The organism is Streptosporangium sp. NBC_01469 (assembly GCF_036227305.1).
Taxonomy (GTDB): Bacteria; Actinomycetota; Actinomycetes; order Streptosporangiales; family Streptosporangiaceae; genus Streptosporangium.
In genome coordinates this window covers 8558573-8574209 of sequence record NZ_CP109465.1, presented here as the reverse complement: position 1 = coordinate 8574209, position 15637 = coordinate 8558573, and the positions used below count along the sequence as shown (strand labels likewise).

12 protein-coding genes and 3 pseudogenes are annotated in these 15637 nt (G+C 66.5%); 7 read left to right on the top strand and 8 right to left on the bottom strand.

From position 1 onward, the window contains the following. Positions 1–210: 210 nt before the first annotated feature. On the bottom strand, positions 211–381 hold the full coding sequence (locus OG587_RS37290; RefSeq protein WP_329083500.1) for an AraC family transcriptional regulator: 171 nt from the start codon (positions 379–381) through the stop codon (positions 211–213). Between the two features lie 73 nt (positions 382–454). Beyond that, positions 455–856: pseudogene (locus OG587_RS37285) on the bottom strand (aldo/keto reductase); the annotation flags it as partial. Positions 857–906: 50 nt separating this feature from the next. On the opposite strand from OG587_RS37285, the gene OG587_RS37280 reads away from it, so the two are divergent. Then, positions 907–2430: a recombinase family protein gene (locus OG587_RS37280; protein WP_329083499.1), complete on the top strand. Its 1524-nt coding sequence runs from the start codon at positions 907–909 to the stop codon at positions 2428–2430. A 706-nt stretch (positions 2431–3136) separates the two neighbouring features. Then, positions 3137–4561 carry a replication initiator gene (locus OG587_RS37275; RefSeq protein ID WP_329083498.1) on the top strand — a complete coding sequence of 475 codons (1425 nt, stop codon included), beginning with the start codon at positions 3137–3139 and terminating at the stop codon, positions 4559–4561. 261 nt (positions 4562–4822) lie between these two features. Here the strand turns inward: OG587_RS37275 and OG587_RS37270 are convergent, their stop codons facing one another. Both OG587_RS37270 and OG587_RS37265 read right to left on the bottom strand, forming a co-directional pair. After that, on the bottom strand, positions 4823–5245 hold the full coding sequence (locus OG587_RS37270) for an RICIN domain-containing protein (protein WP_329083497.1): 423 nt from the start codon (positions 5243–5245) through the stop codon (positions 4823–4825). A gap of 262 nt (positions 5246–5507) precedes the next feature. Beyond that, positions 5508–6755, bottom strand: coding sequence for a helix-turn-helix domain-containing protein (locus tag OG587_RS37265; RefSeq protein ID WP_329083496.1), 1248 nt, complete (start codon positions 6753–6755; stop codon positions 5508–5510). A gap of 187 nt (positions 6756–6942) precedes the next feature. Between OG587_RS37265 and OG587_RS37260 the strand changes: the two genes are divergently transcribed. After that, entirely contained in the window at positions 6943–7320 is a 378-nt protein-coding gene (locus OG587_RS37260; RefSeq protein ID WP_329083495.1) for a hypothetical protein, read from the top strand. A gap of 2 nt (positions 7321–7322) precedes the next feature. Then, entirely contained in the window at positions 7323–7532 is a 210-nt protein-coding gene (locus OG587_RS37255; protein WP_329083494.1) for a hypothetical protein, read from the top strand. 433 nt (positions 7533–7965) lie between these two features. Here the strand turns inward: OG587_RS37255 and OG587_RS37250 are convergent, their stop codons facing one another. Together OG587_RS37250 and OG587_RS37245 are read right to left on the bottom strand one after the other, a co-directional pair. Further along, complete coding sequence (locus tag OG587_RS37250) at positions 7966–8952, bottom strand: aldo/keto reductase (protein ID WP_329083493.1); 987 nt, start codon at positions 8950–8952, stop codon at positions 7966–7968. 271 nt (positions 8953–9223) lie between these two features. Next, a pseudogene (locus tag OG587_RS37245) lies at positions 9224–9790 on the bottom strand (aldo/keto reductase); the annotation flags it as partial. 178 nt (positions 9791–9968) lie between these two features. Here OG587_RS37245 and OG587_RS37240 point away from each other — a divergent pair. Continuing rightward, positions 9969–11090 (top strand): glycosyltransferase family 2 protein, encoded by a 1122-nt coding sequence (locus OG587_RS37240; RefSeq protein ID WP_329083492.1) that lies wholly within the window; start codon positions 9969–9971, stop codon positions 11088–11090. 13 nt (positions 11091–11103) lie between these two features. Here the strand turns inward: OG587_RS37240 and OG587_RS37235 are convergent. Beyond that, a pseudogene (locus OG587_RS37235) lies at positions 11104–11277 on the bottom strand (IS5/IS1182 family transposase); the annotation flags it as partial. A gap of 310 nt (positions 11278–11587) precedes the next feature. On the opposite strand from OG587_RS37235, the gene OG587_RS37230 reads away from it, so the two are divergent. Further along, positions 11588–12655, top strand: a complete 1068-nt coding sequence (locus OG587_RS37230; RefSeq protein ID WP_329083491.1) for a S1 family peptidase — start codon at positions 11588–11590, stop codon at positions 12653–12655. A 492-nt stretch (positions 12656–13147) separates the two neighbouring features. On the opposite strand, the gene OG587_RS37225 is transcribed toward OG587_RS37230, so the two are convergent. Then, a complete protein-coding gene (locus OG587_RS37225; RefSeq protein WP_329083490.1) occupies positions 13148–14341 on the bottom strand; it encodes an NAD(P)/FAD-dependent oxidoreductase in 1194 nt (397 codons plus the stop codon). 284 nt (positions 14342–14625) lie between these two features. Here OG587_RS37225 and sigJ point away from each other — a divergent pair, with 284 nt between their 5' ends. Continuing rightward, the gene (gene sigJ, locus OG587_RS37220; RefSeq protein WP_329083489.1) at positions 14626–15624 is read left to right on the top strand and encodes an RNA polymerase sigma factor SigJ; all 999 of its coding nucleotides are present in this window, start codon (positions 14626–14628) and stop codon (positions 15622–15624) included. Positions 15625–15637: the final 13 nt, after the last annotated feature.

Below are 15637 nucleotides of genomic sequence, written 5' to 3'. Positions count from 1 at the left end.
CCCGACCCCCGAGCCGTCTCGGGCACCTGACCCCCGAGCCGTCTCGGACGCCCGACCCTCCCGGGAGCCGTGCCCGCCGCGGACGTGAACAGGGGCCACGTCCGCCGCAACCGGCTCGTACGGGCGCCGGGACGGGCGTGGCCGGCCACGCGCGGTATGACGCATGACGTGCGTCCGGTTCGAGCCGCCCGCCGGCTCCTGACACTCCCGTCAGCCTTCCGCCGGGGGGTCGTGCCGCTCCTCGAGACGTCGCCGGTAGGCGGCGGGCGAGATGTCGAAGGCCGCACTGAAGGTCCTGTTGAAGTGCGCTTCGTTGGGGAAGCCCCACCGGGCTCCGATGACGTGCACCGGCAGGGCCCGCTTCGAGGAGCATCGCGACATGGCCGGATCCCTCGCTCGGGGTCCGGCCCGATGGCGGCGGTGCCGTGCCGGGAGACTCGCCGGGCCGGGAACGTCAGAGCTTGACGACCCGGGGGCGGTACGGCTCGGCGAGGAAGGCGAGCTCCTTCTCGGTGAGGGACAGGTCCACCGCGGCGACCGCGTCGTCCACGTGCCTGTCCTTGGTCGCGCCCACGATCGGGGCCGACAGGCCCGGCTGGTGGAGCAGCCAGGACAGCGCCACCCGCGCGGGAGCGACCTCGCGCTCTCTGGCCACCTGGGCGACCCGGTCGAGGATCAGGCGGTCGTTGTCGGCGTCGTCGTAGAGGGCCTCGATGCGGGGGTCGCTGCCCGCCCGGGTGGTGACCTCCTCGGATCCGGCGCGGGCCAGCAGGCCCCTGGCCAGCGGGCTCCACGGGATCAGGCCGACGCCCTGGTCGAGGCAGAGCGGGTTCATCTCCCGCTCTTCCTCTCCGTAAAGAAGATTGTAGCTCTATAACTCGTGCAAGATGTGGGGCGGAGGTGCACATGAACCCGTCAGATTCCCCCGTCCCCGTCGTCTCCTACGCACGAATCTCGGCCGACCTCAGGCGCGACGAACACGGTGTGCAGGATCAGCACAAGGTCAACCGCCAGACCGCCGCGCGCTACGGCTGGACGGTTGTCCACGAGTTCACCGACAACGACCGCTCCGCCGCCAAAGCGGACGTCGTGCGGGACGAGTTCGAGGCGATGCTACGGGTGCTGCGCGCGGGCAAGCTGTCGAACGGCACATCTGTCCAGGGCGTGGTGATCCTGGCGGCGGATCGTCTCGCCCGTCGTCCTGGTGACTATGAGCGTTTCGTGGAAGCGATCACCTTTCAGGACGGGCGGGTGTTCGCCGACGCGCGGGGTGCTCAGGATCTCTACAGCGAGGACGTGGAGAGCATGGGCCTGTTCGGCGCGGTCATCTCAAAGATGGAGGTCCGCAAGATGCAGCGCCGGATGCGGCGCTCTCATCGGTCACGGGCGGAGCAAGGGGTGCCGTCCGGTGGTCCGCGTCCGTTCGGCTGGAACCCGGATCGCCGGACCCTCGACAAGAGGGAGGCCGATTTCGTCCGGCAGGCGGCCAAGGACTTCCTCGGTGGCCGTTCCCTGCACTCGATCGTGCGGGAGTGGCAGGAGGCAGGGGTCAAGACGTCGCTGGGCAACGAGTGGATCACGCTGTCTTTGAAGGTGATGCTGCGCAATCCGCGCATGTGCGGCCTGCGGGAACTCAACGGGGAGCTCGTCCGGGATGCGGACGGCAACCCGGTCCAAGGCCAGTGGGCAACAATTCTCACCGTTGAGGAGTGGTCCGCGATTCGGGCTGTTTTCGACAGTCGTAAAGGCTATTTCATCGGTCGGGACATGAAGATCATTAAGCCGCATCAGCCTGATTACCGGGACCACACTTACCTGCTCTCGGGAATTCTCCGATGTGGTCGCACGCGCCCGGACGGAACGCTCTGCAACACACCGCTCCGTGCGAATCGGAAGAAGGGCGCCGGACATCACACCTACACGTGCTTGAGCAAGTCAGAGGGTGGTTGTGGTGGTGGAGTCTCGCGACGTGGCGACATGGTGGACGAGTACGTCTCGGAAGCGGTGCTGGCGAAGCTGGAAGAGGCGGCGTTCACCGCATCGGCCAAGCAGTCCACGTGGGGGAAGGAAGAGGAACTGGAGGAGGTCAAGTCGCGACTCGACGAACTGACCAGGCAGTGGAACGCGGGCAACATCAGCAACGATCTCTTCTTCAAGCTGGCTCCCGGCCTGGAGCAAGAGACCGCGCGACTCCGAGCTGAGGCCGCCGGTTTCGCCGCCTCCGTCGAACTGCGGCAGTCGCGAGCGAGCACGGACGTGGCGGAGATCCGGCGGCGCTGGTACCTGGCTGAGGCGGAGGGCGGGTTCCCGATCTCCACGAAACGGACGTACATCCGGGAGGCGCTTCACGCCGTGATCATGTATCCCGCTGGACAGGGACAGAAGATCTTCAACCCGGACCTTCTCCAACCGGTGTGGCGCGAGGAGTGACCCTCAAGACGTCCTGGACGTCCTGGACGTCCTGGACGTCCTGAGCTTCCGAGAGAGCTGTCAGCCTTACCCAAAGGTGACGGCTCTCTTCCTTTTTCCTGCCGAACAGCCGGTGATGGCTGGACGTCTACGGACTTTCACGGACTTCAATGGACGCCGTACGGACGTCCTCGTATAACGCCGATAAGGGAACGCTCGGCGATGTGAAAGCGTTTATCAAGTGGTACAAAAGATCTGCGTAAGAAGTCATCGACCCTCTCACGGCACGACGCAGCGAACCTCTCGGCGAATCACTTCAGGCGCATATTCAATCCGGGCACAGACACATTTCATGATCACCGATGATCGTCGGATTTACCCGGCCCGACGGTAGGCGTCCACACAGAGCGCGCCATCCACTTTCTCGCCGCACTCCAATCTGATCTCTCGTTGCTGCGCACCACATGCCAACGGCTGTCTTTCGGCTGTCCCGGTGACGGTGTGCGATGTCCTGTCGTCCGGCGGGCGGTGACTCCATCCACGACGGAGGAGGCCACCTGAACCCTAAAGCCCCCCTGTCTGCCCGGGAGTGGGGCAGACGACAAGCCGAACAGTCCCCGCGTTGGTCTGACGAGAAGTGGCAACGTGTCGCCGCTGTGCTGGGCGCCAGTGTCGCCGAAGGACACGACGCCTCCCTGTCCGATGAGGTGGACGGGAGGGGCGCCGCGTGAACCTGGCTTCCTCCTTCGCCCCTGACATCCTGGCCGCGATGCAACGTGCGGCCATGCCCGACTTCGCCCGGTGGCAACGCATGGTCTACGCCACCGGGGGCTGTGCCCAACCGGTCCGCCTGCACGGTGAACGCCTGACCTTCGACGGCGCGACCGGTGAGATCCTCGACGTCTACCAGACGGCCGACGAACCGACCGGGTTCCTGCTGACGGCCTGCGGCAACCGTCGTGCGTCGCGCTGTGCGGCCTGCTCGGCGGTCTATAAGGACGACACCCATCACCTCATCATCTCCGGCCTGCGCGGCGGCAAGGGCGTCCCCGAAGACGTGGGCGGCTACCCCCGGGTGTTCGCCACCTTCACCGCTCCGTCCTTCGGCGCGGTCCACGCTCACCGCACAGCCAAGGACGGCAAGACCCTGCCCTGTCGTCCCCGGCGCGACTCCCCCACCTGCCCCCATGGCCGGTATGAGGGCTGCGGCAGGCGCCACGACCGCGATGACCCGCAAGTGGGACAACCGCTCTGCGTGGACTGTTATGACTACCAGGGCGCGGTCCTGTGGAACGCTCACGCGGGAGAGCTGTGGCGCCGCTTCACCCAAGCACTCCCCGCTGTCCTGGCTCGGCAGCTCGGCGTGCGCCGTGCTCACCTGCGTGAGGTGCTGCGCCTGTCGTATGCCAAGGTCGCCGAGTACCAAGCGCGCGGCCTGGTCCACTTTCACGCCGTGATCCGCCTCGACGGCCCGGACGGCCCTGCCTCACCTCCGCCGGACTGGGCAACCGTCCCGCTGCTGGACACCGCGATCCGGCAAGCCGCCGCACAGGTCGTCGTCCCGGCCTCGAAGCAATCGCCGGACGCTCCTCCGCCGGTCCTGCTGCGCTGGGGTAATCAGCTCGACGTGCGACCGGTCTACCTCTCCACCGACCTGGACGGCGTGAGTGACCAGCGGGTGGCGTCGTACGTGGCCAAGTACGCGACCAAGGGCGCCGAGTCGGCGGGGACGGTGGACCGGCGCATCCGTGACGCTCGGGACATCGCTCGACTGGACGTGACCGAACACGCTCGGCGCATGATCTCGACCTGCTTCGCCCTGAACCGCCTGCCTCAATACCGGCTGCTTCCGCTGCGGCATTGGTCGCACATGCTTGGGTACAGGGGGCACTTCTCCACCAAGAGCCGCTATTACTCCACGACCCTCGGTGAGCTACGCCGGACCCGTGCCGATTACCGGGCCGTGCAAGCCCGGATGCTCCTCGGTCTGCCCGACCCTGCCGAAGAGACCACGCTCACCCTGTCTGAGTGGCGCTACGCCGGAAGTGGTCACCGACACGGCGAACCCTTCTGGGCGGAACTGGCTCGGCAACGCATCGCCACTGCCCGCAGGATCGCCAAAGAGCGCAACGGAGAAGATCCCGCGTGCTGAGTGCGGCTCTTGGTCAGACGCCGTACTCATTCCCTAGCCTTGATCATCCCGGAGCGGAGATCCCCGCCGGAGGCAGATCTCAGGAACGGCGAGGGGGCCATACAGAAGCACCCGACCACCAGGCAGGTGATCGGGTGCTTCTGTATCTGGGGTAGGGCGTGGAGAAGCAGGCGTCCTCTTCCTCGGTATGGGAAGAGAGTGTCTGGCAGAGGGGGCTCCGCATGAGTTCGTGTCCGCGACTACCCTTGTCAGGTCGTGGGGCTAGCCAAGGCGGAAGTGCTGGTTGTGCTTGCCCTTATAGGCCCATTGGACGAGCGTGGCTCCGTCTTCGCCGCCCTCGGCGGTGACCGACAGAGCCTTACCGCTGTGGCGGGCCTCGATGCTGAAGTAGCCGTTGTCCTGTTGGACCAGTCGCCACTCCTGGTTGAGCTTGTTCACGTAGTCCCACTGGACTGCCTCGGCGCCGTCCTGGAGTCCTTCGCCGAGGACCGACAGGGCCTTGCCGCTGTGGACGGCGCGGACGACGTAGTATCCGGCGTTGGTCGTCTCCAGGCTCCACTCCTGATTGGTTTTGCCCTTGTCGGTCCACTGAACTACCTTGGCGCCCTTGTCGGCGCTTTCTCCGATGACCGATGCCAGCTTGTTGCTGTGGCGGGCCATCAGTGTGGCGGTGAACTTTGCCATCGTTCCTCCATGTTGTGGGGTGGGGCAGGTGATCACCATCAAACAACCATCACTCTGTGTTATCAAGTAATTACTGAGAGTGACCAAAACTGGCCATCCTTCTACCGGGGCTTGAGAACCTGGAGTGCTCGCCTCCCCGCCCATACTCCGCCCGGCCTGATCATCCCGTCCGCCTCGACCCATGGCGTAGTGACAGTGGCCGGTAGTCGTGTTCCAGCGCTCGACTATTCAAGCGTCGTTCAGTTCGTCACTCAGAAAATGATCACAGAGTCACACCGGAGCGACGCGCGAGAGCGTGCAGACCGGAAAGTTTGCTGTGGCGGTCGCGGTGGAGTAGGTCGGTGATCACCTGACGGGGTCCGGTTCGCCGCACCTCGGAAGGAGCGATCTTCTCGGCGACCAGGAGCGCACGTACGGCGCGATCGGTCTTCCCCCAGAGCGTGTAAGCCTCGGCGATGCCCGTGTAGTAGCTGGCGCGCCGTTCCAGGGTCGGAATCTCTTCGGGAACGATATCCCTGGCGTGCTCTATGGCGGTTCCGGCGTCCCCGAGCACGATGGACACACCGATCTTGTAGGTCGCCACATGCCCGACGCTGAGCACGAGCTTGGGCGCGTGCCGGGCTGCCTCTTCGGCTTCCTCCAGCATGCCCAGGGCATTGTCACGGTCTTCCAACCGCGCTGCGGCGATGGCGCCGGTAGACATCAGCGCCCCGTACGACCCCCAGGCAGAGGCGGGGGCGGAAGGCAGTTGCGGGCGAAGTAGTTCCGCCGTGCTCACCGTGATGTCACGGGCCTTGCCGTAGTCCATCGCCCGGTGGAAAAGGCTGGCCAGGTCTCGACGGGCCTCACCGATGGCTCGGAGGTCACCGCTGGCGTGCGCGGCCCGCTCGCCCTGGTGTGCGGCAACCCATGCGTACGGTGAGGCGCTCAGCTTGATCAGAGTGCGGGTCGTCAGGTGGTAGACCTGTGCGGCTGTGGCGAGGTCAGCTGGGTCGGACGCGTCGCGGGCAACAGGGATCAGCTCGGCGAGATCACCGGCGAGGTCGGCGTAACGGGCGGCGGTGAAGTCCCGCCGGGCACGGGTGACGGCACGTGCGAAGGACGCATGCGTGAGGGCAGGTCCTGAGGTGGGCTCGTTGGGGATGAGGGCATCACGCAGGCGCGCAACGGCTGCCGCGCTCTGGTCCGGCTGTCCGACTCCATTGGTCAGCCCGACGCCCGCAGCAATCGCCGCGCTCTTGATGAACGTGCGTCGTTTCGTTGTCCTACCTCCTGTGCTCGTCTCCAGCATAGGCAACGGGTTTTCATATTGGTTCACCCATGCTTCGACGAGCTTCCCTCCTGCCCCAAGGGCATCGTCGGTGAGTTCGGCCAATACCCGTTCCGGGTTGCGTTTTCCCTGCTCAACGCGGCTGAGATAGCTCTTGGAAAAGTAGGTCACCGCGTGAAGGCCCGATAGCGAAATCTTCCGTTGCTGGCGATACCAGCGCAATTGTTCCCCGAAGCTCATCGTTGCCTCTTCCCGTTGCCACGTTGCCCCGCTCAGGCAACCCCTCGTTCGGAGAGATACCAATCACACATGCTTCTAAGTGGCTGCACAACAGAACCGGAGATTGGCGCAACGCATAAATGGCGGACCCGCCAGAACGACACCACTCGTTCGGCGGGTCCTTGATCGCACACTGGAGGTGCGACCCATGGACAACTGTAGAGCCGTCCCGCCCGCCGTTGACGAGGCGACGGTGGAGAGCCAGGACAAGGCGCTGGCGGTGGTTCAGCGGCTTCTCATCGAGCGGGGAATCCGTGCTCACCGTCATCACACGATCAGCCTGGGGTTGTTCGCCAACAGTGCGGCTGCCTGGCCCGACCAGCCTCCGCTTCGGTCGTGGATGGAACGACACCCGCCCGAGCTGACCGTGAAGGGTCCGCAGGGCTGGCGCATGGCCACGGTGACCATGGGGCCGCGCTCGGGCAGCTACCTGGTCTCCCTGCGCGACGGCTCCGGCCCTCAAGCGGTGAGGAGCGAGCATCCCGAACAGGTGGTTGCCCTGATCGTGGCTGCCCGAGGGGCGTGACTGTGTACGGCTGGGTCATCCTGGGCAATGCGGCAACGAAGCGCGTCAACGGCCAAGAGATCATCATCGCGGCCGGTAAGTCGGGTGACCTCGGAACGGCCATCAGGGCTTGGGAGGACAAGGAACGTCACCGGATGGTGTACGAACTGGGCAACCTCGGCCGCCTGGTCAACGACGCGTTGGACCGGCTACGCCAGGCAAGGGACATCTGACGGCAGCGGGGATAGGTCCCTCTTGCTGTTGGTAACCATGTCATCCGGTGGCAACCCGACCCGAAGCACAGGGCCGCCAGGCCCGAGCATCGGAAGCGGGGCGGCAGAGGTGTTACTCCCACATTCGAGCGTTCCTGATGAACACGAGCGGAGCGGCCGGCGCAATCCGAAGGACCCCGTAGGGGCCGCGTAGCGGTTGGGCCGGTGGTCGGAGCGGGCGGCAGTGCGTTCACGGTCGGCGCGGTGTTCGGTACGGCGGGCGGGCTGGTGCGGCGGGCGGCGGGGTCCGGCCGTCCGCGCCGGGCGGGCGCGGGACGGGACCGGCGCCCACGCCGCATGCCCGGTCCCGATGTCCGGGCGGCGCGGGCGGACGCGCCCCGCCGTGCGACGGCGCGGAGCGCTGCCGCCGACCATCCCGCCGCGCAGATGATGGTCAGTGCCCGATGAGCTTCATGTGTGCCTCGGAGTAACGGTCACCGGCCACACCAACTCGGGCGGCCAATGCGTCGAGGTCGGCCCGTTCATCGGAGGACAGCCTGACCTCGGTTGCGCCTGCGTTCTCGATGAGCCGGGACAATTTGCGGGTTCCAGGGATCGGCGCGATCCATGGTGCCTGGGCCAGCAGCCACGCCAACGCGACCTGAGCAGGAGTGGCCTCCTTGGCGGCGGCCAGCTCGCGGACATGGTGGACGAGCGCCTGGTTGGCGGCGAGATTTTCAGCCTGGAAACGCGGGATCGTTGCCCGCATGTCGCCCTCGGAGAAGGACGCGTTCGGGTCGATAGCGCCGGTAAGAAAGCCGCGACCGAGTGGGCTGAACGGGACAAACCCGATGCCCAGTTCCGCGCAGGCAGGCAGGATCTCGGGCTCGGGGTCCCGCGTCCACAACGAGTACTCCGACTGCACAGCAGTGACCGGATACGTCGCGTGCGCCTTGCGGAGCGTCTCGGCTCCGACCTCGGACAGCCCGAAGTGCTTGACCTTGCCCGCCTGGACCAACTCGCCGACCGTTCCGGCGACGTCTTCAATGGGGACGTCGGGATCCACCCGGTGCTGGTAGAACAGGTCGATCGTCTCGACTCCCAGACGCTGCAAGCAGGCGTCGGCGACTTCCTTGATGTGCTCGGGCCGGGAGTTCAGACCAACGGACTTGCCGTCCTGGATGTCCCAGCCGAACTTGGTTGCCAACTGGACTTGATCGCGGACGGGGCCGATAGCCTCACCCACGAGTTCCTCGTTGACGTACGGGCCGTAGACCTCGGCGGTATCGAGGAATGTCACCCCGGCTTCCACGGCGGCCCAGATCACACTCACCATATCCTCATGGGTGCCGGGGTTCGGGCCGTAGCCCTGAGACATGCCCATACAGCCCAGACCGATAGCCGAGACCTGCATGCCCTGTCCGAGTGTCCTGATGTGCATGGCTACCTCTCTCACGTTTGATAAGCGATGTGGGTCGGGATCGACGGGGACGTCAAGCGACTGGCCGCGCGCGCGGAGCGGGCGCCTTGACCATGTAATGAAAATCCTCGCCGAGACGTGTTCAGTGCAAGATCGTTAAGACTGAGGGCAGTCGGCAAGGGTACGTCTTCCGGAGTGAATAGCCAGCTCAACGGGCATCTCGCGCCTTGTCGATCACGGACTGTCGGAGTCACGCGGCAAGAAATGTCATCCTGCGCGAGATGAAGCACTTGTTGTAGTGATTCTGCATCGCCACGAATTTCGTCCAGCCGTGGGTTTCGGCGGTGTGCTGGGCTTTGGCGAATTGCCAGGCGTACATGCTGGAGGCGCCGAGGTAGCGGGCCTTTCCCGCGCGGACCACGTCGTGCAGGGCCTCCATGGTCTCCTCGATCGGAGTGCCGGGGTCCCAGCGGTGGATCTGGTAGAGATCCACGTGGTCGGTGCCCAGGCGGCGCAGCGAGGCGTCGATCGCCGAATGGATGTGCTTGCGCGACAGGCCGCCGGCGTTGACACCCTTGCCCATCGGCATGAACACCTTGGTGGCCAGCACGTAGTCGTCCCTGCTGGGGAAGATCCTGGCGAGCAGACGGCCGGTGACCTCCTCGCTGGCGCCGAACGAGTAGACGTCGGCGGTGTCGAAGAACGTCACCCCCGCGTCGGCGGCCCGGCGCACGATCGGCTCGGCGGCGGCCTCGTCCAGCACCCACTCGCCCCATTTGGCGGGATCGCCGTAGCTCATCATGCCAAGGCAGACCCTCGACACCTTCATCCCGGTGGACCCCAGGCGCACGTACTCCATGACAAACCTCCGGACCTTCAAGACCTTGGCCCTCACCCTACGACCGTCGCCCCCGACCGGTTCGTCCCACCTGCCGTTGCACTGGACTTGCGGACGGTTGATAATTCTGGTCGCGAAGGCGTTCGACGTGTCCGTGACCGTGCCGGTCATCCTTTGTCGCCCATTCACCGGAGGTTCCGTGAAGGTCAGCGTCGTCATTCCAGCCTTCAACGTGCGGAGCAAGTTGCGCCTGTTGCTGTACACCCTCGCGCACAGCGTGCTCGATCCGGAAGACTCCTTCGAGCTCGTCGTCGCCGACGACGGCTCCACCGACGGTACCGGCGAGATGGTCGCCGAGCTGGCGGGCCGTGACAATCTGACCTACCTCTACCTTCCGCGCACCGATCGGTCGAGCCGGGCAGCCGCCCGTAACGCGGCCATCGCCAAGGCCACCGGGGAGCTCATCGTCATGGTCGACGCCGATACGGTGGTCGGGCCGACCTATCTCGCCGAACACGTCCGTTATCACCGGCTCAGGAATGATCTCGTCGTGATCGGCCCCCGCCCGGACCTCGGAGACGGAGACTTCGACAAGGAGCGCCTCAGCCGCGAGTTCACCTTTGACGCCATGCCCGCCGTCGCCTGGAGTGATCCGCGCGAGCAGGTGCTGGCCGAATTCTCGGGCAACATGAACCGGCTCGCCATCTGCTGGCATCTCCTGTTCACCTGCAACGCCTCGGTGCGCATCGAGCACCTACGCCGGCTCGGTGGTTTCGACGAGGCATTTCTCGGCTGGGGACTTGAGGACACCGACCTGGGGTATCGGCTGCGGCAGGCGGGACTGGCCTTCGCTTTCAACGTCTCGGCCGTGGCCTACCACCAGCGGCGCCGGGGGATAGACGCCGGAATGTACAGCGACTGGGTCCGCAATCTCGCCTACATGATGGCCAAGCATCAAGCGCCCGAAGTGGCGATCCAGTCGATCGTCGGCCTGGCCATGAACCCCGCTGACCGGCGGATCGGCTGGGTGGAGGCGATGCGCTGCTTCGAGTTCGCCGCGCGGGCCCTCGATGGCCGGCTGCCGGTGCCCGTCACCTACCAGCTCGTGGTGGTCGAGGAGGACACGGTCGACGCCGCGACGACGGAGTTGGTGGCCCGCGGTGCGACGAGCGATCTTCTCATCATCGATGAGACCCGCGGCGCCGAGCTGGCCGGCCTGGTCCAGTGCGTGGACACCCCCGGCGAGCTGCTCTACTTCCACCGGCCGTCGGCGACGCAGCGAGCCGAGATCTTCAGCCGCTACCCGGTGGCCGACGGGTGAGTTGAACGTATTTTCATCCGGCTTCGCGGGCCTGAAGGACGAAGATGGCTTTGACGAGTTGACCTGCGCGAAGTGGGCAGCAGCGTAGTTTCTGGAGGATGTGCCAGGTCTTCAACACGGCGTTGGCGCGCTCGCCGGGGCCGCGGAACTTGGCGTGGGAGGAGGCGGGAGGGGTGACCGGATGACGGCCGCCCCCTGTTTATGTTGGTTGTCACGCGGTCAAGGAGGTGAACGCTCCTGCGTGGCGTGAAGCTTTTGCGGCCTTGATCAGGATTAAGGTGACGTTATCCATGTCGCATGGTTGATCTGCGATGTGAGGTCCGCTCCCCCTTCGCGACGAGGTCGAGGAGAGGCCCATGGTCCGTCGGCAAGCCATGATCACCGGATGCGTCCTAGTAGTCACCGCACTCAGCCTGGCAGCGGTTCCAGCCGCCGCCAATCGCCAGACAGCAGACTCCCCGGCCGCTCCACTCGCCCCGGGACCATGGCCGCCGGGCATGATCCAGGCGCTTCAGCGCGACCTCGGGCTCAGCAAGGATCAAGCCGAGATCCGGCTGGTCAACGAGGCCCGCCTGGCACCGATCGAGGCCAAACTCCGCGATAGTCTCGGGGACCGCTTCGGCGGCTCTTGGCTGTCGGGCACCACCGCCCGAAGCTTGGTGGTGGCTACTACCAGTGCCGCCGACATTCCCGCGATCCTCGCTGCGGGCGCCCAGGCTGAGGTCGTCACCCGATCGCTGGCACAGTTGATACCGATCAAGCAGAGTCTCGACGCGGCTCTTCCCGCCCGCCCGCGTGTGGGCAGCGTGCGCTACATCGACGTGCGAAACAACAAGGTCGTGATCTTGTCGGCGGCGCCTGAGCAGGCCGAAGCGATCATCGAGACCGTCGGAGTGAACAAAGACGTGGTCAGCGTGATTCCCTCCTTCGAGATACCACGGCTCCTTGGTGATGTGCGAGGTGGGGACGCCTACTACACCGGCATCACAAGTCGCTGCTCGATCGGGTTCGCCGTAACCAAGGGAGCCCAAAGAGGGTTCGTCAGCGCCGGTCACTGCGGCAAGAAAGGGGCAGCCACCGTCGGCGCCGACCGGACCGCTCAGGGCATCTTCCAGGGATCGGTATTCCCCGGCAGCGACTACGCCTGGATCGCGGTCAACACCAACTGGACGCTCACACCGACGGTAAGTAACGGCGGCGCCGGGATCGACGAATCCGTGCCCGTAGCAGGCGCACGGGCCGCCATCGAGGGCGCCTCGGTCTGCCGGTCCGGCTCCACCACCGACTGGCACTGCGGTCTCATCCAGCAGCGCGACGCCAGCGTCACCTACCCCCAGGGCAACGTCTTCGAGCTGACCCGCACCAGCGTCTGTGCCGAACCCGGCGACTCGGGCGGTTCCTTCATCTCCATCGACCAGGCCCAGGGCGTCACCTCCGGCGGCTCCGGCGACTGCAGCTCCGGTGGCACCACCTACTTCCAGCCGATCGGCGAGATCCTCACCGCCTACGGACTGAAATTGCTGACCGCCACCCGTACACCGCCTACGACCACAAGTGCCCGTTGATCGGCTCTTACGGAGCGGAGCGGCCGGCGCCAATCCGAAGGACCCCGTAGGGGCCGCGTAGCGGTTGGGGCCGGTGGTCGGAGCGGCCTGTCAACGGGTGAACATCAGGGACTTGATCAGTACGTCATCGATTAGACGTACTACCGGTGGCTACGTCATCGCGGAGTCGTAGGCCTGAGGCGGCTGCGCGTAGGCGGTGGGCGGGTTCGTTCGGTGCGGCGGGTGCGTTGTGCGGCGGGGTCCGGCCGTCCGCGCCGGGCGGGCGCGGGACGGGACCGGCGCCCACGCCGCATGCCCGGTCCCGATGTCCGGGCGGCGCGGGCGGGCTGCCCGGCTGGGGCTGAAACTGCGCACGCCACCGCCATCGATCGTTTTATTTCTCCCTGAGGGCCAACATGTCATCGGATTCGGGTGCCGAGCCGAGTATTCCGTGGACGATCGTGAACAGCGGCGGACGCGATAGGGCGACCCGCTCGGCATGCTCGCCGGTGGTCACGGGGACGGGACCCCTCGCGGAGCGGGGGCCGGCTGCTCGGGACGCGGGCCGCCCTTGGGCCAGAGCAGGGAGCCCGGCCTGCGGGCCTCGCGGCGGATCTTCCACACCCCGAGCTTGCAGGTCAGCTCCTTGTACGCCGCGCTGATGCGGCCGCCGACGTAGACGTTCACCGAGGTGTCGTCCTTGCGGGCGAGCTGTCGCATGGCGGCGTGCCGGCCGAGGCTGACGCACGACCCCGTGAGGGCCAGGTTGATCACCGCCGGTTCGGTTCCCGCGATGCGGCTCAGCACGGTGTCGGCGGCCTGTGCCCCGAGCGGCGCGGCGGCCTGGCAGCTCATCCGCAGTGGCCGGCCCGACGGTGCGGCGGCGTCGCCGGCCGCGACGACGCGGTCGTCGTCGACGCTGGTCAGCGTCTCGTCGGTGAGCAGCCGGCCGAGCTCGTCGGTGCGCAGCCCGCTCGCGGCCGCCAACTCCGGCACACCGAAACCGGCCGCCCAGATGGTCAGTGCGCTCGCACGCACCGTACCGTCGGCGAAGACGACCGCGTCCGGCCGGACCTCGGTCACCTCATTGGCCTCGAGCACGGCGACACCGTGCCGGGACAGCCACTTGGCGACGTATCGGCGACCCGGCGCACTCACTGAGGGTGCCAGGATTCCGCCACACACCAGCGTGATCCTGCGTCCTTGTTCGGCCAGTTCGGCGGCCGTCTCGATGCCGGTCAACCCACCGCCGACCACGGTGACCGGAGCGTCGGGAGGCAACTCGTCGAGCCTGGCGCGCAGCCGCTGCGCGGGCTCGAATTCGGCGATGTCGAACGCGAATTCGGCCGCGCCGGGCACCGATGACGGTATCGCCGCGGTGCTGCCGACCGCGTAGATGACGTAGTCGTAGTCCAGCGCGCGGCCCGACGCCAGCCGTACCGTGCGAGCGGCGGTGTCGACGCGTGTGACGTTGTCGACGACCAACCGGATGCCCTCGCCGAGTAGCGTGCCGTAGTCAACCGTGGCCTCGCCGGTGCCGGCCACGAACTGGTGCAGCCGGATGCGATCGACGAACTCCGGGCGGGGATTGACCAGCGTGATGTCGACGTCGGCGCGCATCCGCAGATGGTTGGCCGCGAGCGTTCCGGCGTAACCGCCGCCGATGACGACGACCCTGTGGGGGGTGTGGTGTTCGGGCATGGACATGGAGAGGTTTCCCTTCTCGATCTCAGCGAGGGTGTGAGGCTTGCGACGCGATGGGGGTTCTTCAACACGAAATGGCCGGCGCGGGGACGATTCCGTGTTCCGACACGGGGTTCTCGACGGCGATTCGCATACCCGCCGGGGGCTGCTACCCGCGTGCTGGATGGAGTCTCACCAGTCCGACAACACAGGACCTCGAAATGTGAGGCGACGCGCCAACCTCACAGTTCACTGCGCTGTCTTGTCGAACCGGTAAGGAAGACACGACCAAGGGAGCCGACGACATCATGACCATCCAGTCCGAGCCAGGAGGCGGCCGGCCGGATCCGGGCCTGGCCGAGCTCATGGGCGAGCGGCGTCAGCTGATCAATCTCTCCTACCGGCTCCTCGGCTCCCTGGCCGACGCCGAGGACGTCGTCCAGGAGACCTACGCCCGCTGGTACGCCATGTCCCGGCAACAGCAGGACGTCATCGAATCCCCCGGCGCCTGGCTGACCAAGGTCGCCGGCCGCCTCTGCCTCAACGTGCTCTCCTCGGCACGGGCCCGGCGAGAGACCTACGTGGGCGAGTGGATCCCCGAACCGCTGCCCGAACCTACGGAGTGGATCAGCGGGCGGTCGGACGGCATCACCGTTGACCCTGCCGACCGGGTCACCCTGGACGAGTCGGTCAACATGGCCTTCCTCGTCGTGCTCGACTCGATGACCCCGGCCGAACGCGTCGCGTTCGTCCTGCACGACGTCTTCCGCTACCCCTTCGCCGAGGTGGCCGAGATCGTCGGCCGTACCCCCGCGGCCTGCCGTCAGCTGGCCTCCTCGGCCCGCCGTCGTATTCGCGTGTCGCGGGCTCCCCGGGCTCTGCCATCCCAGCAGGCCGGCATCGTCAGGGACTTCAAGCGAGCCTGGGAGGCCAGGGACATCGACGCCCTCATCGGCCTCCTCGACCCCGACGCCACGGCGATCGCCGACGGCGGTGGCGTCGTCGGCGCCGTGCTTCGCCCGATCGAAGGCGCCGAGCAGATCGCGCGCTCCCTGGTCCATCTTGAGGGCAGGCTCCGCAACCTGACGATCCTGGAGAGTGCGGTCAACGGCCAGCCCGGCCTGATCGCCCAGCACGACGGCGTCACCGTGTCGGTGTACGCGTTCGAGGTCGCAGGCGACCGGATCAAGCACATCTGGGCGGTACGCAACCCCGACAAGCTCCGGCCGTGGACCGGTGGGGCCGCGGCACTCGGAGACCCAGGAACAGCAGGTGACGCCCGAGCGATGGAAGGTGACCTCAGCTAGCACGGACACGCTT